The 17182-nt window shown below is 35.8% G+C and carries 20 protein-coding genes and 1 tRNA gene; 10 read left to right on the top strand and 11 right to left on the bottom strand.

Annotated features, from left to right (window positions below; genetic code table 11):
* The first annotated feature begins 96 nt into the window (after positions 1-96).
* The 7 genes from VXM68_RS01320 to VXM68_RS01290 all read left to right on the top strand — a co-directional run bounded on the left by VXM68_RS01320 (position 97) and on the right by VXM68_RS01290 (position 6703).
* A complete protein-coding gene (locus VXM68_RS01320; RefSeq protein WP_159638817.1) occupies positions 97-768 on the top strand; it encodes a hypothetical protein in 672 nt (223 codons plus the stop codon).
* Positions 765-923, top strand: a complete 159-nt coding sequence (locus VXM68_RS01315) for a hypothetical protein (RefSeq protein ID WP_367210228.1) — start codon at positions 765-767, stop codon at positions 921-923. Before VXM68_RS01320 ends, VXM68_RS01315 begins: the two co-directional genes overlap by 4 nt.
* Before the next feature lie 21 nt (positions 924-944).
* Entirely contained in the window at positions 945-3665 is a 2721-nt protein-coding gene (locus tag VXM68_RS01310; protein WP_367210227.1) for a DEAD/DEAH box helicase family protein, read from the top strand.
* Complete coding sequence (locus tag VXM68_RS01305) at positions 3662-3820, top strand: hypothetical protein (protein WP_367210226.1); 159 nt, start codon at positions 3662-3664, stop codon at positions 3818-3820. Before VXM68_RS01310 ends, VXM68_RS01305 begins: the two co-directional genes overlap by 4 nt.
* Positions 3821-3858: 38 nt before the next feature.
* The gene (locus tag VXM68_RS01300; protein ID WP_367210225.1) at positions 3859-4593 is read left to right on the top strand and encodes a DUF4184 family protein; all 735 of its coding nucleotides are present in this window, start codon (positions 3859-3861) and stop codon (positions 4591-4593) included.
* 230 nt (positions 4594-4823) lie between these two features.
* The gene (locus VXM68_RS01295; protein ID WP_367210224.1) at positions 4824-5825 is read left to right on the top strand and encodes a hypothetical protein; all 1002 of its coding nucleotides are present in this window, start codon (positions 4824-4826) and stop codon (positions 5823-5825) included.
* 5 nt (positions 5826-5830) lie between these two features.
* Complete coding sequence (locus VXM68_RS01290) at positions 5831-6703, top strand: S-4TM family putative pore-forming effector (protein ID WP_367210223.1); 873 nt, start codon at positions 5831-5833, stop codon at positions 6701-6703.
* A gap of 281 nt (positions 6704-6984) precedes the next feature.
* Here VXM68_RS01290 and VXM68_RS01285 read toward each other — a convergent pair whose 3' ends face one another.
* The 9 genes from VXM68_RS01285 to VXM68_RS01245 form a co-directional block, all read right to left on the bottom strand.
* Positions 6985-7575, bottom strand: a complete 591-nt coding sequence (locus VXM68_RS01285) for a hypothetical protein (protein ID WP_367210222.1) — start codon at positions 7573-7575, stop codon at positions 6985-6987.
* Between the two features lie 4 nt (positions 7576-7579).
* Entirely contained in the window at positions 7580-8350 is a 771-nt protein-coding gene (locus VXM68_RS01280; RefSeq protein WP_367210221.1) for a relaxase/mobilization nuclease domain-containing protein, read from the bottom strand.
* An 18-nt stretch (positions 8351-8368) separates the two neighbouring features.
* Positions 8369-8491 carry a hypothetical protein gene (locus VXM68_RS01275; protein WP_367210220.1) on the bottom strand — a complete coding sequence of 41 codons (123 nt, stop codon included), beginning with the start codon at positions 8489-8491 and terminating at the stop codon, positions 8369-8371.
* The gene (gene mobC / locus VXM68_RS01270; RefSeq protein WP_019974742.1) at positions 8472-8834 is read right to left on the bottom strand and encodes a plasmid mobilization relaxosome protein MobC; all 363 of its coding nucleotides are present in this window, start codon (positions 8832-8834) and stop codon (positions 8472-8474) included. The genes VXM68_RS01275 and mobC overlap by 20 nt, the downstream gene beginning before the upstream one ends.
* 70 nt (positions 8835-8904) lie before the next feature.
* Positions 8905-9858 (bottom strand): toprim domain-containing protein, encoded by a 954-nt coding sequence (locus VXM68_RS01265; RefSeq protein WP_367210219.1) that lies wholly within the window; start codon positions 9856-9858, stop codon positions 8905-8907.
* A gap of 69 nt (positions 9859-9927) precedes the next feature.
* Entirely contained in the window at positions 9928-10974 is a 1047-nt protein-coding gene (locus VXM68_RS01260; RefSeq protein ID WP_367210218.1) for an AAA family ATPase, read from the bottom strand.
* Complete coding sequence (locus VXM68_RS01255; protein ID WP_367210217.1) at positions 10974-11273, bottom strand: helix-turn-helix domain-containing protein; 300 nt, start codon at positions 11271-11273, stop codon at positions 10974-10976. Before VXM68_RS01255 ends, VXM68_RS01260 begins: the two co-directional genes overlap by 1 nt.
* A 165-nt stretch (positions 11274-11438) precedes the next feature.
* A complete protein-coding gene (locus tag VXM68_RS01250) occupies positions 11439-12344 on the bottom strand; it encodes a hypothetical protein (RefSeq protein WP_367210216.1) in 906 nt (301 codons plus the stop codon).
* 4 nt (positions 12345-12348) lie between these two features.
* Positions 12349-13680, bottom strand: a complete 1332-nt coding sequence (locus tag VXM68_RS01245) for a tyrosine-type recombinase/integrase (RefSeq protein WP_367210215.1) — start codon at positions 13678-13680, stop codon at positions 12349-12351.
* Between the two features lie 497 nt (positions 13681-14177).
* Between VXM68_RS01245 and VXM68_RS01240 the strand changes: the two genes are divergently transcribed.
* Together VXM68_RS01240 and VXM68_RS01235 are read left to right on the top strand one after the other, a co-directional pair.
* A tRNA-Pro gene (locus VXM68_RS01240) sits at positions 14178-14251 on the top strand.
* A 129-nt stretch (positions 14252-14380) separates the two neighbouring features.
* On the top strand, positions 14381-15361 hold the full coding sequence (locus VXM68_RS01235) for a DUF1080 domain-containing protein (protein ID WP_367210214.1): 981 nt from the start codon (positions 14381-14383) through the stop codon (positions 15359-15361).
* A 69-nt stretch (positions 15362-15430) separates the two neighbouring features.
* Here the strand turns inward: VXM68_RS01235 and VXM68_RS01230 are convergent, their stop codons facing one another.
* Both VXM68_RS01230 and VXM68_RS01225 read right to left on the bottom strand, forming a co-directional pair.
* On the bottom strand, positions 15431-15724 hold the full coding sequence (locus tag VXM68_RS01230; protein WP_293956596.1) for a Smr/MutS family protein: 294 nt from the start codon (positions 15722-15724) through the stop codon (positions 15431-15433).
* Between the two features lie 45 nt (positions 15725-15769).
* On the bottom strand, positions 15770-16189 hold the full coding sequence (locus VXM68_RS01225) for a hypothetical protein (protein ID WP_367210213.1): 420 nt from the start codon (positions 16187-16189) through the stop codon (positions 15770-15772).
* Between the two features lie 232 nt (positions 16190-16421).
* On the opposite strand from VXM68_RS01225, the gene VXM68_RS01220 reads away from it, so the two are divergent.
* On the top strand, positions 16422-17168 hold the full coding sequence (locus VXM68_RS01220) for a copper homeostasis protein CutC (RefSeq protein WP_294187435.1): 747 nt from the start codon (positions 16422-16424) through the stop codon (positions 17166-17168).
* Positions 17169-17182 lie beyond the last annotated feature (14 nt).

Raw genomic sequence — 17182 nt, 5'->3', positions numbered from 1 at the left:
AAGTGCAGTGCTTCTATCAACATTTGTGCTTGGTTGACAGTGAAGTGCTCTGAAATCCCCCACTGCGGCAAGCGGCAAAACGTTACCAGTAATGCTATGACAGACTACGAACTAAAAAATATCGACCCAGACGACATAAGCGATTTACTCGTTAAAGTTGAAAAGTCATTTGAAATAAAGTTTGGTAACACCGAACTAATGCATATTTCGACTTTTGGTGAACTTTGTGACCATATTGTAAATAAAATCCAACTTGACAATTCAGACGACTGCACCAGCCAACAAGCATTTTATAAATTACGTGACGCAATTTCATTGACACTTCAAATAGACAACAGAACTATCTCGACAAACTTTCCTCTTGCAGACGTTTTGCCAAGAGAAAGCAGGCGTTCAAGAACACAAAAGTTGGAAGAGCTATTAGGTTTTAAACTTAATATCTTACGACCACCGCATTGGGTTACAGGGACACTTGCAATTATATTACTTGCTTCTATCGTTGGACTTTTCTTTAATTGGCAAATCGGACTTTTAGGACTTGTGTTTTCAATCGCTGGATCTTGGTTCGTAAACAAAATCGGAAACGAACTTGACTTGCAGACTGTTGGACAAGTTGCCGAAAAAATGACAAGAGAAAAGTACTTAAAGTCAAGACGAAACCCAAAGACATTTAATAAAAATGAAATAGAGAAAATATTAACTGACTGGTTCAGTGAAGAATTTGACTTAGACAGAAGTAAATTAACAAGAGAAGCGAAATTAATATGAAGACAGAAAGAAGCACTACTGGTAACATCGGTTTGGCAATATGGCGGCTGAAGTGCTTCTATGAAACATTTGTGCAAGATTCAACGGCTGTAATTCTATTGAACTTTTGTGCTAAAAATCCGCCACATCGCCAAGCCGTAAACCGTTGGGCGTAAGTTTAAAAGACACACTACACATTGACAGAATATCCTAAAGACATAAAATTTAAATACGGTTGGAGAAAATACCAACAACGAGTTCTTGACGACTTACAAGACCACTTAACTGACGGACATTTACACGTAATTGCTCCTCCAGGTTCGGGTAAGACAGTTTTAGGACTTGAAGTTGCTATTCGACTTAACAAACCGACTTTAATTCTTGCCCCGACAATTGCAATTCGTAATCAATGGATACAACGATTTTGTGAATTGTTCCTTCAAACCAACTTGACACCTGATTGGATTTCGAGAGACATTCGCAATCCTGAATTTATGACAGTTGTAACTTATCAAGGTCTTCACGCAGCTTGTAACAATTGGAGAATTGACGAAGAAGAACTTGAAAGCGAAGAAGAAGAAACAAACGGAAATGGCAAAGCAACAAATCCCAATCTTGACAACATTGTAAGCGGACTAAAAGCACAAAATGTCAAGACAATTGTGGTTGATGAAGCACACCATTTAAAAAATGAATGGTGGCAAACGCTGACTAAAGTTAAAGAAAAGTTAGACCCAATTATTGTTGGCTTAACAGCCACACCGCCTTATGACGTTACAGCCACAGAATGGCAACGATACATTGACTTAAACGGACCTGTTGATACAGAAATTTCCGTTCCTGAATTGGTAATTGAAGGCGATTTATGTCCTCACCAAGATTACGTGTATTTCACACTTCCTACCGAGAAAGAAAATCAAAGCATTGTTGACTTTAGACAAAATATTGAAAAGCTTTTTCAGGAAATAAAAAGTGATGAAACAATCATAAAAGCAATTGAACAACATCCCATTTGGCAAAACCCGACAGAACAGTTAGATTGGATTTACAACAACCTCTCCTACTATTCAGCTTGTTTAATTTTTCTAAAAGCCAACAATAAAGAAATTCCCGAAACACACCTTGAAGTAATCGGAGATAAGAAATTTGAAATTCCCAAACTCGATTACGAGTGGATTGAAACGCTTTTAGATTTTTACCTCTACAAAGAAAAAGAACACTTTAAGATATTTGAAGAACATCAGAAAAACCTTGAAAACCGACTAAGAAGATACGGAGCAATTGAAAGAAGACAAATCAATGTCTCTCATAATAAACGGGTTACAGGATTTTTGACTTCAAGCATCAGCAAACTAAACGGTATAAAAGAAATTGTTGATTTTGAATACAAGAATTTAGGAAGCAACTTACGTTTAGTTATCCTTTCCGACTTCATCCGTAAAGAGTTCTATATCAACTCTCCCGAGAACAATCTTGAACTAAATAAAATCGGTGTAATTCCAATCTTTGAAAAATTAAGACGAGAAAACAAAGAGAACAAGAAAATTGCTGTTTTGACAGGCTCTATGATAATCATTCCTGTAAGTGCCTACCCTGCATTTGAAGCCAAAGCTACAAAATATGGTATTACACAAATTAACTCAAATCCTGTTCCTTTTGACAGCAATTACATTTTAATCAGTCAAACTGAGCAACTCAAGCACGACATTGTTCACATAGTAACTCAAATCTTTCAGCGTGGGGAAATTGAAGTTTTGATAGGAACAAAATCTTTGCTTGGAGAAGGTTGGGACGCTCCAGCAATCAATTCTTTAATCTTGGCAAGTTTTGTTGGTTCATTTGTGCTTTCCAATCAAATGCGTGGTAGAGCCATTAGAACACAAAACGGAAATGGTGATAAGACAGGAAATATTTGGCATTTGGTCTGTATTGACCCAACTTCAGCCACAGGCGGAGACGATTTTGATTTACTAAAAAGACGTTTTAGAAGTTTTGTTGGCGTTTCATTCAGAGAAGAACCCGGAATTGAAAATGGAATTGGGCGTTTAAATCTATCAGAAAACATTCATCGTAAAGAAAAAGCGGAGAAAAAGAATGTTGAAATGTTTTCCTACGCAGGCGACAGAGAAAGTCTAAAACAAAGATGGAAAACGGCACTTGAAACAGGCGTTACACTTGTTGAAGAAATCAAAATCCCATTTCCCGAAGAAAAGGAATACAAAGCGGTTAAGTCTATGTATTTAAACAAAACAATTCGCAACCTTTTAGCAACTTTAGGTTCGGGTTTAGTTGGTTTTGGTTTAGAAAGTTTACAAGGACTTGGAAGAGCATCAAGGAATATTAAAACTACTCAAGACCTATATGTTTTCCTTGCAATTTTCGGAGCTATCGGAATGGCTATTTTTGGCAGGCTGACTTTTAAAACATTAAGATTGTATTTCAAATACCGAGACATTTCAAAAGACATTCAACAAATCGGTGACGCACTTTTATACTCTTTAATTAAAACAGGAGCAATAAAAACCGACTACTCTAAATTAAAGGTGGAAACTTCGGTTGACAATTGGGGTGCGGTTTTCTGTCATTTAGACGGTGGGACGACTTTCGACAAATCAACTTTTATAAACGCACTTCAAGAAGTAATTGCTCCAATTGACAATCCAAGATATGTGATAATCAGAAAGAACAAGTTTATGCTATTCGTAAAGCAAAAAGACTATCATTCTGTTCCTGAAATACTCGGTCGAAATAAAAACTTAGCTGAATATTTTAAAAATCAATGGGAAAGACTTGTTGGTTCTTGCGACTTGATTTTTACAAGGACACTTGACGGCAGAAAAATACTTTTAAAGTCAAGAGTAAAATCATTAGCAGCACAATTTGACGACAAAGTAGAACACGTAAACAAATGGAGATGACAAGAAAACCTACGCCCAACAGACGTTTGGCGCAATGGCGGGTGACGTGGTTAATTGAACATTCTACATCGCATCAACTTTTGTGGTGTATTGACAGTTTAGTGCTCCGAAATCCGCCACTGCGCCAAGCGCCAAAACGTTATAGCCAATTTTAGAACAACAACGTCCGGAAATAAATAAGACAGAGGAAAAAATGCCATTTACATTTTCACATCCAGCAATTATTTTACCACTAACTTATTTGCCGAAAAAATGGTTTTCGTTAACTGGACTTATAATTGGTAGTTTGACACCAGACTTTGAGTACTTTTTACGAATGAGAATTAAAAGCAATTACAGTCATACACTTGACGGGCTTTTTTGGTTTGACTTGCCTTTAGGACTTTTTCTTGCTTTCATTTTTCACAATATTGTTCGCAATAGTTTGTTTGACAACTTGCCAAATTTTTTAAAATCAAGGTTTCTAAAATTTAGACAATTTAATTGGAATGAACACTTTAAAATTAATTGGTTTGTAGTTATTATTTCAATATTTATTGGTGCAAGTTCTCACATAATTTGGGACAGTTTTACACACGAAAATGGATATTTTGTAGAAACAATTCCGATACTGACAAACAACATTGAATTGTTAGGTGTGAAAATTCCAATTTTGAAAATCTTACAACACTCAAGTACAATAATTGGTGGATTAATAATTGCTTTTGCAATTTACAAACTTCCTAAAAGCAAGGTAGATAACGGAAATATAAATTTGAAATACTGGACAATCTTGGTGAGTTTAATTTTGATAATTATTGCGATTAGGCTTCTATTTGGATTTGACATTAAACAATATGGGAATTTAATTGTAATAAGTATTTCAGCAACTTTAATCTCCTTGATTTTGACACCAATAATAATGAGAATAAATAAAAACTGGCTATAACAAGGGTTTTGCAAAATGGCGGGGTTAAGTCTAAATTGAAAGTTTGTACATTTTAATCCGCAAAAGCCAATTTTATTGGCTTTTTTCATAATTTAGCAAATAGAAATTGGCTTTTGCTACGTTCCGTCTAAATCGAAACTTTTGGCTTCGATTTTCCGCCACTTCGCAAAGCCCCGAACCGTTAGCGGTCATGCATAACCACACCCCGTAAAATAATAACCAAATTCTATATGGCGAGTACTGTAAATTCAGCATTTGATACTTTCATGCGAGATTTTGTCCGATTAGACAATGAACGTAATAAAATTGCAAAAAGTAGTAAGGATTTTTTAATATCAGAGATAAGTAAATTTCCAAATGATGGAAAGTTTCTAGATTTTTATACAAATGATATGCGTCTTGATTATGGTTCATACTACAGAAAAACTAAAATCAGACCTTTAGATGATATTGACATTATGATTATTTTGCATGCTAATGGAAATTGGCGTGAAAAAAATAATAATGGTTTTACTATCCATGTGCCACAAACAGCAACCAAACAATTAGAATTATGTAATGCTGGAACCAATACTTTGAATTCAATTAAGGTTGTAAATAAATTTAAAGAATACCTCAGTAATATTCCTTCATACAAGAAAGCCGATATAAAAAGAAATCAAGAAGCAGTAACACTAGAATTAAACTCTTATGAATGGGTATATGACATAGTCCCAAGTTTCAAAACAGTACCAGATGAATATGGGAAAACATTTTTTCTAATTCCAGATGGTCAAGGAAATTGGAAACCTACTGACCCAAGAATTGATAAAGAAAGGACTCAAAATATTAATAGCAAACATACAATTTCTGTATTAGATATAATTAGAATTATTAAATATTGGACTAAAAGACCTACTGCACCAACTATGGGTTCTTATTACTTAGAAAATTTAATTCTAGATTATTACAATTCTCATGGATTAACTAGTGGTAATTATATAGATATTGAACTTCCAAAAATTTTCGCTTACATATATCACAAAGTTTTATCTGACTTCAATGATCCAAAAGGATTTCAAGGAAATATAAATAATTTAAATTATCAGGAGAGAATATCTGTTCAAGAAAGAGCCAAAAGAGATTATAATATTGCCAATGAAGCAATAAAATTAGAAAATGAGGGCAATCATCAAGCCTCTATAAATAAGTGGCGAGAAGTTTTCGGTCCTAATTTCCCAATTTATAGCTAATAATTATGAATAATATAAAAGTGAATCAAGAAAAAGATGAGAATATAAAATTACTCAAATCGCAAAGGGTTATTTATGCCCAAGCGAAAAATATTTATAAATGGCAATTAACTTTTACTATCGTTGTAGTAATATTATTAAATTTTTTAAAAATTTTTCAAAAAGACTTATTTGCTATTGACATTACAGCATATATAGCTATTACATCAATAACAATTACTTTAGTAGATTTATTATTTTTATCAAATTTACTTTCCAAGAAAAAAACAAACGGTGCTAAAATCCAAGAATTATTTGATTGTAATATTTATGGATTAGAATGGAATTCAACAAATTCAGGAGAGAAGCCAGAAAATTGGACTATTGAGGAAGCTTTAGAGAAGTATGTTGAAAATCCAAAAGCTCCAGTAACAAATTGGTATCATATAAATTTGGATGGTCTTACTCAAGAACAGGCAATATTAAGATGTCAACAAACAAATCTAGAATATGATAGAAAATTAAGATTTTTATTTAAAAATGATTGTACAATTTTAGCTGTCATTATTGTTATATTATCTTTCATAGTTGCAACATTCATAGATGCATCAATAAAAGGTTACTTAACTAATTTTATAGCCCCTAGTTTACCACTTATTGTGATTTTATTAAAAATTATATTAGACAATCAAAAAGCTGTAAAATCTCTTGAAGATGTAAGAAGTGCAGCAAAGAAAATTGGATCAGATGAAAACAAGCTAACACTTCAAAATTTAAGACAAGTTCAAGATAAATTATTTTGTAGCAGAAAAGATAGTGTGCTTATCCCCGATAATTATTATATACTTAGAAGAAATAATTTAGAAAAATCAACAGCAAGTAATTTATCAAATAAATAATGCACGAACCGCTAACATAGTATTGGCGAAATGGCGGTTTAAGGGAGAAATTGAAAGTTTCTTATTTTTTAGTCGCAACAGCCTTTTATATTTCCTTTTTTCATAAATTTAGAAAATAATAAAAGGCTGTTGCTTAGCTTAGTGCAAAATTGATAGTTTAGGCTTTCTAATCCGCCACTATCGCCAATACGCGGCCCGTTATTCAGGACTGTTTAAGTTTTTGATCTCCTGACGTTTTTGGTCTATACTGTTTAATAGTTTATTTTCTTCCTCTCTTTTAATCACCAAATTATGGAATTTCTTAGGTTAAGAGAATAGGTAGAATCGATATGCGATGTTACATGCGGTAGCTCCAATTCTATCATTCGGTAACGCATTTCATACGATTTTCTATCGTCTAATTGTTTGTTCTTCTCGTATAGAACACCGAGACCTAGCGAAATAATGGTAGATAATGCTATCATAACAATGATCAGAGGTGTTGATTTGAGATCAATGCCGTAATAATGTTTTACAATGACCTGATCAGGAATTTCAGCTATCTTTGAAACAATGTCTTTTTCTTTGATTGTTAATACAGCTAATTCCTGTCTAGTTATTGTGGAGATTTCATTAGCTACATCCTGAAGTGTCCCATAATCGTTAATGATCTTAGATAGTACATCGTTTTCTCTTTTAATAAATTGCTTGATCTGTTGTAGTAGTTCCTGATCCTTTGCTCGCATTTCATGAAATTCCTGCATTTTCTTTTCATTTTCAGAAAGTAGGGAGACAATTGTAGGCATTATTCGTACAATATCCTGCGTGATCAAGTCTGTGTTTTCCTGCAATGCGCTTACCTGTTGCTGTATATTTTCTAATTCTGTGTTCATGGTATTAACGTTTTAGTCCGTAATTCTCTTTCTTTTTTCTTTTCTTGATCAACGGATCATCTTGCTCTGGTGTAATTTCAGGGTTCGAAAATAAAACTGAGGTTATGTGACCAAGTGTTTCTCCGATATTTCTGTCTATAGAATGATCCTTCGAAACATAGCTTCCAGTAATTTGATTTAGTTCAATAGAATTATCTATGCTATTTAAAGCCTTGTCGATCTGTCCGAAGCTCAATGAGCGGTCTATGGCAGAACCCCGAAATGTCTGTTCATCTTTGATGAACGAAATACCTTGAACCTCATCCGACCCCAATCTATATTTAAACTGCATTTCCACACCTCTGTAACGGATATAATTTTGTAGTTCCTTCCAGTTTTTACTGTGTCGTATGCCTGCCTTGACGGTGTCGTAAATTTGGTATTTCGTTAGATCATTACCTTTCAGTCTACCTCTGTTGACATTTCGTTTTCCTTCGGACTGCTTAAAGCCATATAATGCATTTAATTCTTTACAAGCTTTAAAGCTCTTATACCGCTGATTGCTATTGGAGATAGTTTTGCCATGATCGTTTACCCGATTAAAAATAATATGGATATGATCATGTTGGCGGTCGTGGTGGCGCACCATTAAGCATTGGGTATCCCTAATATCTAATTTTGATAAATAACGCTTAGCTGCGGATAGCATGATTTCATTATTCAGCTTGTTTTTATCTTCTGTATTCCACGAAAGAATAATGTGTCCGACTGCCTTGCCCAATCTTGGATTCAGCATCCGCTGAAAATTAAAGTCCTATGTGATGGTCTTTGCCGAATCCGTCCGTAATCCATTTACATGGATAATCTCACTATCTTTTTTCAGGGCGTATCCAACGCATCCGCCGAAAGATCGGCCCTCAATTATCTTCGCTATCATGGTGCAGTAGTTTATTGATACAATGGTTAATGTGATGGATCGTATTTTTGCATTCCTGTGCCACCTCAATCAGTCCAGACTGGTGTGCTTTTTTAGTTAGCTGATTTAGATTGTTCGAAGCCCCAGTAATCGCCCTAAAAGCTTTCAATTGTTCTTCGGTAAACCTAGGTGTAATTTTTCGTAGGATCGCAGATTTGCGTACCCATTCCGATTTGCTCATACCTGCAATTTTTGCATTATGCAAAACTCTGTTATGTTCGCTTTCATCGAAACGGACATTGATCCTGAACTGTTTTTTATTTTCGAGTGCGGGTCTTCCGCCTTTTTTCTTGTTATTTTTCATCTTGTTTCTTTTTAGCTGTGACCATCGGGAGCCAATCGGTTTTGGGGTCACCAAAACACAACCTTGCTACCTACCTATTCGATAGTTTTCTCCCCGATTGGATATTATGGGTTTGTTCTTCGGATGATGTGAAAATCAGGTAGTCATTGATATCCTTTATATCATAATGCTTTTTCTGCAATCCCTTCATTTCGTTTTTAATAGTGTGTGTTTTTTCGAAGTGACTTCGTAAAGTGCTGTAAGATTTTACACCACTGGCATCTGTGTCCAGATAACTTGTTATGCCGTTATGTTGTTGTAAAAATGGAAATGATTTTACCAGATTTGCGGTCGTATTCAGGATGCAGTAATTAGCGTCTAAATAGGGCTTACCAGCGTTCTTTTTTAAAGTCATGTAGGAAAGCCAGTCTGTAAAGCCTTCAAGCAATATAACGTCCTTATTGCCATTGTTGATCGTGGTAATGTCCTTAATTAGTAGCGAACGTTTGTTGTAACTGTTGCGTAGTTCGAACCCACCTGAGTCATTCCTAAAGCATATGGCAAAAAATGTCTGTCCTTTTGCTGTCCGATAATAGATTTCCTGACAGTAAGCTTTGGCAATTTCAATATCTATTTTGCGTGTATCGGTCAGATAGTCTGTTAATGCTTTGTTTTCTAGTGGTTTTACAGAAAGTATGGTGTAACCACGTTCATTTTCATTTTGCATAGCTGGCGCTTTGTCTAATACGGTCAGCTGGTGAAAAGAAAGGATATTTTTTCTTTCATCAGCCCAATCCAGTACAATAGATAGATTGTCTGTTTCTAGAAACTTCAACAAAAAATCAATGTTGTTTCCTCCGAAGCCTTCTGAATGTGAATACCAGATGTTTCTATGGATATCGACCTTTGTTGAAGCCGTTTTTTCGTTCCCACCATTGAATGGATTTCTAAACCATGCTTCACGACTGTTCATTCTGGTACATGGAATCTGAAGATGATCTAATATGGATATGAGCGGTATACGCTTTAATTCAGTGCATGTCATAATCATAATTTTAAATAGGTTTAGTTTAGTCTATTACTATATAGGGGCAGACTAAACTAAACCTTTTTTTTAATAGTAAAATTCAGGGTTGAACCGATAGGTTTTGTCGGTCTTGATGATCATCCGTTTGTTCTCCAAAAAGGTCTTTAGCTGTTTCGCTTTATTAATTCCAAAATTGAAACCTTTTGCCAAATATGCGTCCTTTAGTCTTGCGACAAAATCATCATAAGTACAGGTGATTTCTGAATCATTAAACAATTCCTGCAATACCTCTCGGTGGTTCTTTTCTGATAATTCCTGATAGCTGAATCCTTTTTTAGCTTTCGGACTTGTTAAGTCGAAATTTTCGTCAAGCACAGGTATACCATCGTCAATAAAGAAGCTGAATGGTTCAAATTCGATATCCCTGATGAATTTTGGTGCTACGGTGCTGTAGTTGGCATCAAGATCACTTTTAGTTATTTGGAGAATGGATTCAGCTTTGTTGTTCAATTCTGTTCCTAAGTGCCCCCGAGTATTATCATCCCCTTTATTTAAGTGTAGTACAGTATGAATATGGATATTGAGTTCCTGCGACCACTTCATCAGTTTGTTAGTGATTTCAGTCGCTTCGGTTGCGTTATTAATATCGTAAACCAAATCCCTGACCCCATCTATGATGACCAGTCCGATCCTGTCTGCATATTTGAAAAGTGCATATTCGATGATATTGATACGTTCCTTGGTAGGGTATTCTCTTAAAGAAATAAACTTTAAATTATCGTGGATTTCTGATGTTGGATAATCAATGAGCTTGTATATTCTGGAAAGTAATCTATGGCAATGGAACTTACTCTGTTCAGTATCACAGTATAATATCAGCGGTCGGTTTGCAGGGACTTTGACTTTATACTGCAATACCAGCTTTCCACTCAATGCAGCTGCGACTAATGAAATCACATTGAATGTTTTCCTGCTTTTTGCCTTTCCAGTGGATGCGCTGAAATTACCCAGCGTACCAATGACTGACTCGGATTTGTTGATGGTTATCATTATGGGTGGTTCTCTGAAATTATCTGTTATCTCTACTATGGCTTTTTCGAGTGCGTTTATCGTTTCTTGATTGAATGGGATCATTATTTACCTCCTTTGTTTCGGTTGAAGCCTGCCATTGAAGCCACTACTTCATTTTTTTTGAAATAAATACGTTTCCCCATACGCATGTAAGGGATTTTACCCTGTTTCATCCATTCGGTTAGGCTGACCAGTGAAATGTCTAGTTCGTCCGCCATTTCTCTTTTTGTCAACAGTTTTTCCGTAGGTGTGTTGTTTGCGGTATAGGTTGTCTTTTGGACATCCGAAATAATAAGGTGCAGTTCTTCCCTTATTGCATCCTTGATACAATCTTTAAGGGCTTTTTGGTCAAATTGAATCATACTTTGCTCATGTTTACACATTTAATAATTCGAAGTCGTGGCCACCGTCTTCATTTAATTAACTTGTACAAAGTTGGGGATAGTCAACATTCAAAATCCCCATAACAGTTCATGTTATGGGGATTTTGAAGCATAAATACCTGTTTAAATTGAATAGAGCTTCTTTTAATTGTAGACTCTATCTGACTCTTTTATATGGAAGAATTTATGTCGATTTTTCGATTTCATTAAATTAACCCTATTATTTTCTAAGAAATAATCTTGGACAGTAGCCCATTTTAAGTTGGTTTCGTCATTTTTAACTTCTTTGTTGTTTTTGCAGTATTCGAAGTAATTACTGATGAGTGATGCCCAAGTGTCTTGGCTCGCTGATAAATATGGGCTTCCTGTTGAAGGATTTTTCAACGTACTAAGCTGAACCAGCAAATCTACCAACGGGAGGTAATCTCCGTCCATAATTTGAATCTTTGTTTTTGGTACGAAAGCTTTAAAAGCTTTTTTTAATTCCTGTATTTCTAATTTTTTTTCGGCCAGATTAGTTAGTAGTTGATCCCGTTCTTCGATAATGTTTTTGTATTCGATGAAAAATTTGTCCGAACCAACCTCATCAAATAAGAGTTTAGACAAAACAGTCCGAGTGTCATTTACGTTCTGCCAGTCCATGATATCCTGTACATAAGAGACTGATTTTTTTATACGATCCTCATTAGTAAGGGTAACTTCCCATTTGTCAACCTGCTTTATGGCTTCTCTAAATTTGGATAGCTTATATACTCTAGTTTTGGTTATTGTTTTGTAATAATGTAATATCTCTCTTGATCTAATATCCTTGTCAATGTACTCAATAATCTTTGTGAGAAATGCTTGCTCGCTACCATCTGTATTATTTTCTAAATAGTATTTCAAATGATATTTGTAAAAAGGCAAGTATTCCGTTTCTTTCAGTTTGAATATTCGCATTACAAAATAACCAGAAGCATGGACGGGATTTATTTTTAAAAATCCTCCAAGATCGAATTTATGATTGATTGGTTTCCATGCATTCCTTAGCTTAAAGTATTTTTTGTCCATAATCTTAAAATTTATTTAGTGCATCAATTAATGAATCTGTGCTTGCCGATTCATATTTCATTAAAGTCCGTATATCGGAATGGCCCGTAAGTTTCTGCACAAGCGTAATTGGAACGTTTCTGCTCAGTAGGTTGGTCACCATTGATCTCCTGCCGACATGACTGGACAAAAAATCATATTTCTTTTTTTCTATCACCAGTTTTTGTTTTCCCGAATATCGGGTGATCTTAATGGTTTCGTTCATTCCTGCAAGTTTACCCACTGTTTTTATGTACTCGTTAAACTTCTGGTTTGATATTTTCGGTACATTATAGTCGATGCGTTCCAGAATATCTTTTGCAGGGGCTATGTACCCCTCGAAAGGAACGATCACTCTTTTCTTAACTTTGATGGAAATAAAATCCCAAGCATTGTTTTTGATATCATTTCGATCAAAATTGATCAGATCCTCGAACCGCTGTCCTGTGTAGCATAACAAACAAAATAGATCCCTGACTCTTTCCATACTGGGTTTGTCCGAAAGATCATGGTTCATCAGTTTTTCTATTTCTTTTTCGGACAGTGCTATGATCTCATTATATGCTTTTTTCTTGAAATTGGTTTTTTGTGTCTTAAAGATATCGGGATGTACAAGATAATCATTGTCATTGCACCACTTTAGGAAAACCTTTAACGTGGATATGTATTTGTGGATGGTGTCATTCAACAAGCCTACTTTTTCATTGTTATTTGTGTTCCTTTTCTTGCTTAGAAACACCTCGAATTGATCAAGAAATTTACTATCCAATTCCCTTAGGATAAGCTTTGTTCCATTCTGTTGTTCATAATCTTCCAAACCTTTAAACACAGTTCTATATTCTTTTAAAGTACCCTCTTTAACAAAATTGGCTTTATAGGAAAGAAATTGTGCTTTCAATTGTGAAATGGAAATTTCGTTATTTACCGCATTATCTCTGTCGATACAGTCCTTTATGATCTGCCGATAATCATCTTTTGATAAAAATTGGTTTTTGTCCTTTTTGCCCATCGCTTCACGAGTGCAAAGGTTGGCGATGTTGTTCAGTTCAACATTAAATTCCAATGCTCCGCTGATGCTTGCTTTAAGTCTTTCCTTTTCAAAATCCCAGTTCTTGGACAATATTTTGTAATTAGTTCTGTATTTTATTCTGCAGGACTTATCTGGTGAAAAGAAAAGATACAGGGCAGTAGGGGATGGGTTCCAGAATTTTGGAGCAAGATTTTTCTTTTTTCCGTTCACCTTAGAAAGTTCCTGTTTGATCTTTTCAGGCTTGAATTCGGGATTATAGGGCTTGTCTAAATAAAAATTCACTTTCATATTTCTCGGACATATTTCGGACAAAAATGCTTAATGTTACCATATATTACCTTTGTAAGGTTAGGTAAAGTTAGTAAAATATTTGTATAATATGTTAATAATCAGGTGTAAATAAAGTAGTGTGAATTAGGTTATGATATAGGTTCGAATCCTGCCACCCCGACTAAAAAAAGCTCTAACGAAAGTTGGGGCTTTTTTCGTTTTGGTACAGCGTGACGATCTCGAGTCTTTAAGATATGCTATTGCTCAATCTGTAGGAGGTTTAACCAATTCTGCTTTTTAAACGAGCACTGTTTTAATCGTTTGCTCGTGTATTTATTTTAGGCAAATTAGGTGGTGTGAAAGTAGTTTTTATACAGAAATTGATCGGGGTGTTAAATCTTTTATAAATTATTTTGCAATAAATCAGTTTGTTAAGTTTTTTGTGAAGAATATTCTTGAAAGATAGCTGTATTTAATGTACTTTTGTGCCACACAAAACAAAGGTGATACCTTTTCGGGGTGTAGCGTAGCCCGGTATCGCGCCACATTTGGGATGTGGAGGTCGTAGGTTCGAATCCTGCCACCCCGACTAAGAAAGCTCTAACGAAAGTTAGGGCTTTTTTTATGTCTATTTTTAACACTACATCCTTGTAAACCCGCCGCTAAACAGTTAAATTGCTTTAAATTTACTGTGAATTCGAATATAAACATAAATAATATGAACAGAAAAGCGGCATTTCTTTTAGGAATTTTGGCCTCTTGTGCATTACCGCAAGTAACCTTTGCTACCCATTCAATCGGAGAGTCTTTCCATTATCAACAAGATGTAGAGGGTAAAGAGCTAATAGGGCGATGGGATATCGAAGTGGATGTCAACGGTACACCAGCACCATCCTGGTTAGAGGTGAAATTGTCAGGCTATAGAACGTTAGTCGGTCACTATGTGAGTACTTCTGGGAGTGCCCGGCCGGTTTCTCATGTATTTTACGAAAAAGGAAAGTTTAAGTTTTCCATCCCCCCGCAATGGGAGAGTGGTAAGATGAATTTGAGTGTAGAAGGCGAAATTGTTAATGGTGGTTTGGAAGGAACAATAACAGAGCCGGATGGCAAAACATATCGTTTTAAAGGTACACGCGCCCCAGAACTGAAGCGTAGCACAGCAGTCAAATGGGGTAAGCCCATTCAGCTATTCAACGGCAAGGATCTGACCGGATGGAAAGCCACAGGCAAGACAAATCAGTGGGTGGTGAAAAACGGAATTTTGACTAGCCCGCAATCTGGTTCTAATTTGGTCTCTGAGCAAAAATTTGAAGATTTTAAATTACATGTTGAATTTAAAATTCCAGCCGGAAGTAATAGTGGTGTCTACTTAAGAGGCCGTTATGAGGTTCAGATAGAAGATAGCCCAAAAGACGCGCATCCTAATGCGGTGCTTTTCGCAGGGGTATATGGCTTTTTAGCTGCAAATGAAATGGTCAATAAAGGAGCCGGACAATGGCAAACATTCGATATTACACTTATTGGACGTCTCGTAACGGTAGTTGCAAACGGAAAGACAGTGATCAGTAACCAAGAAATCCCAGGCATAACTGGTGGTGCATTGGATAGCAAAGAGGCAGAGCCAGGGCCGATCTATTTCCAGGGGGATCACGGCCCAGTTGAATTCCGTAAGGTGATTATTACACCAGCAATTAAGTAACAGCACATCACACTAAGGCTTCCTGAATTGCATTGCCCCCAAAAAGTTAGACACTTTCTGGGGGCATTTTTAAATTCCTATGACAACGACCACAATATCTTCATTCTGGTAGGATGTATAATAACGTTCAATAGACCCATTATCCTTATATTCCTTCAATTCTTCAAAAACCATTTTTTTAAGCAATCCTTTTCCCTTACCATGAATAAACCTTATTTCGTTCATTTCCCAATAAATAGCTGCGTCTAGATTAGATCGCATAAAATCAATGGATTCCTGTAAGAGTTCCTCTGGTGAATAATCTTCCCAATCATCAAGGAAGGCATCGGTATGTAAGTCAACAGTAGCTGAAGGTTTGCGCATTTCTCAATATTTTACAATGCTGCAAAAGTATAATAAAACGGCGACTTAATAAGTGAAGTCGCTTATGAAATAAATTGCTTCGGCAAATTTTTCATGCCATTTCTTGATAATAGCTGCAATTTCATATTCTTCCTCATCGGCATGGCTGAGCATCAATGATTCAATCGACTGTAGTAACTGCTTAACATCAAGAAAATACCCATCAAAATCCCGGAATGCAGAAATTGTGTCGCGAACCAGCAGCATCACATCGTGGCGAAGTGATATCCTATCGTAGCGCGAAGAAATTCTATCCAGCAGCCATTCCTTTTGGAAATTAGAATCAATATGTCTGTTGCACGCCTGATTGAAAAGTAGTTCATATTCAACGAGTTGATGCTTAAGGTCATAAATAGCTTGTTGGAGCTCTTCAAAAGTGCTGATAATTTTCTCTTGGGTCTCCATATTTTTCGATACAATTGCCATGATAATCTACTTGAAATGATATACAATTGATTTTTAGCTGTTTAAATAAAAACCTGTAAGGTAAATACAAATACGTAAGCAGAATGTTTTTAATGTTTTAATTTGCTTGCATGCGTAACCATTAGTTTTACTCTTCTTAACCTTGGTATTAGTCTAATACAGAGAAGAGCATAGGTTATTTGCTATTTTTTTACGTTATTCGCGTTAACAAAAAATAGCTTAATAAAATCAAATGAAGGAAAAGGCGATTGGGAATTATCAATTAGAAATCTGTTCAAATTCTGTAGCGTCTGCTAAGGAGGCCGAAAAGGGTGGGGCAACCCGCATAGAGTTTTGTCAAAATTTAGAAAACGGGGGAACTACACCTTCGTTTGGACAGCTACAGTTAGTACGAAAATTGGTTAACATTGGTATTCATGTGCTTATCAGACCTCGTGGAGGTGATTTCCTTTATACCGAGACCGAGATTTTGGAAATGATTGCAGATATTGAAGTATGTAAGCAGTTGGGGATGGATGGCGTTGTGATCGGTATGCTGAATGCAGATGGTACGGTCGATAAAGTCAATACCTTGCGGTTGGTTGAAGCTGCACGCCCCATGCACGTTACGTTCCATCGCGCCTTTGATCGCGTAGAAGATCCTTTCCGTGCTTTAGAAGATGTTATTGATATGGGGATAGATCGTATTCTGACATCAGGTTTAAGAAATTCTGCTTTCGCTGGAGTTTCATTACTCAAGGAGTTGGTTCAACAGGCCAATGGCCGTATTGTGATTATGCCGGGGGCGGGGGTCGACGCGTCCAATATTATTCACATTTTAAAAGAAACGGGTGCAGTTGCGATACACAGTTCGGCGAAAGAGTTGCATGTATCAGAGATGAGTTTTAAGCAGACACAGGTTAATGGAATGGATGAAGCACAGTGGATGAGCTCAAAAGAAAAAGTCCACCAAATGGTGGACCTATTAAAAAGCCTTTAAAGTTATACTTTAAA

This window comes from Sphingobacterium sp. R2, assembly GCF_040760075.1.
In the GTDB taxonomy this organism is placed as follows: Bacteria; Bacteroidota; Bacteroidia; order Sphingobacteriales; family Sphingobacteriaceae; genus Sphingobacterium.
Note: the sequence above shows the minus strand (reverse complement) of the source record. Positions and strands in the feature narration are given on the sequence as shown.

Coding starts and splice junctions, on each gene's coding strand:
- VXM68_RS01290 (WP_367210223.1), top strand. CDS start 5,831: ATGAATAATATAAAAGTGAATCAAGAAAAAGATGAGAATATAAAATTA.
- VXM68_RS01260 (WP_367210218.1), bottom strand. CDS start 10,974: ATGATCCCATTCAATCAAGAAACGATAAACGCACTCGAAAAAGCCATA.
- VXM68_RS01225 (WP_367210213.1), bottom strand. CDS start 16,189: ATGGCAATTGTATCGAAAAATATGGAGACCCAAGAGAAAATTATCAGC.
- VXM68_RS01265 (WP_367210219.1), bottom strand. CDS start 9,858: ATGACATGCACTGAATTAAAGCGTATACCGCTCATATCCATATTAGAT.
- VXM68_RS01235 (WP_367210214.1), top strand. CDS start 14,381: ATGAACAGAAAAGCGGCATTTCTTTTAGGAATTTTGGCCTCTTGTGCA.
- VXM68_RS01295 (WP_367210224.1), top strand. CDS start 4,824: ATGGCGAGTACTGTAAATTCAGCATTTGATACTTTCATGCGAGATTTT.
- VXM68_RS01320 (WP_159638817.1), top strand. CDS start 97: ATGACAGACTACGAACTAAAAAATATCGACCCAGACGACATAAGCGAT.
- VXM68_RS01280 (WP_367210221.1), bottom strand. CDS start 8,350: ATGCTGAATCCAAGATTGGGCAAGGCAGTCGGACACATTATTCTTTCG.
- VXM68_RS01230 (WP_293956596.1), bottom strand. CDS start 15,724: ATGCGCAAACCTTCAGCTACTGTTGACTTACATACCGATGCCTTCCTT.
- VXM68_RS01300 (WP_367210225.1), top strand. CDS start 3,859: ATGCCATTTACATTTTCACATCCAGCAATTATTTTACCACTAACTTAT.
- VXM68_RS01305 (WP_367210226.1), top strand. CDS start 3,662: ATGACAAGAAAACCTACGCCCAACAGACGTTTGGCGCAATGGCGGGTG.
- VXM68_RS01245 (WP_367210215.1), bottom strand. CDS start 13,680: ATGAAAGTGAATTTTTATTTAGACAAGCCCTATAATCCCGAATTCAAG.
- VXM68_RS01315 (WP_367210228.1), top strand. CDS start 765: ATGAAGACAGAAAGAAGCACTACTGGTAACATCGGTTTGGCAATATGG.
- VXM68_RS01275 (WP_367210220.1), bottom strand. CDS start 8,491: ATGATAGCGAAGATAATTGAGGGCCGATCTTTCGGCGGATGCGTTGGA.
- VXM68_RS01285 (WP_367210222.1), bottom strand. CDS start 7,575: ATGAACACAGAATTAGAAAATATACAGCAACAGGTAAGCGCATTGCAG.
- VXM68_RS01255 (WP_367210217.1), bottom strand. CDS start 11,273: ATGATTCAATTTGACCAAAAAGCCCTTAAAGATTGTATCAAGGATGCA.
- VXM68_RS01220 (WP_294187435.1), top strand. CDS start 16,422: ATGAAGGAAAAGGCGATTGGGAATTATCAATTAGAAATCTGTTCAAAT.
- VXM68_RS01250 (WP_367210216.1), bottom strand. CDS start 12,344: ATGGACAAAAAATACTTTAAGCTAAGGAATGCATGGAAACCAATCAAT.
- mobC (WP_019974742.1), bottom strand. CDS start 8,834: ATGAAAAATAACAAGAAAAAAGGCGGAAGACCCGCACTCGAAAATAAA.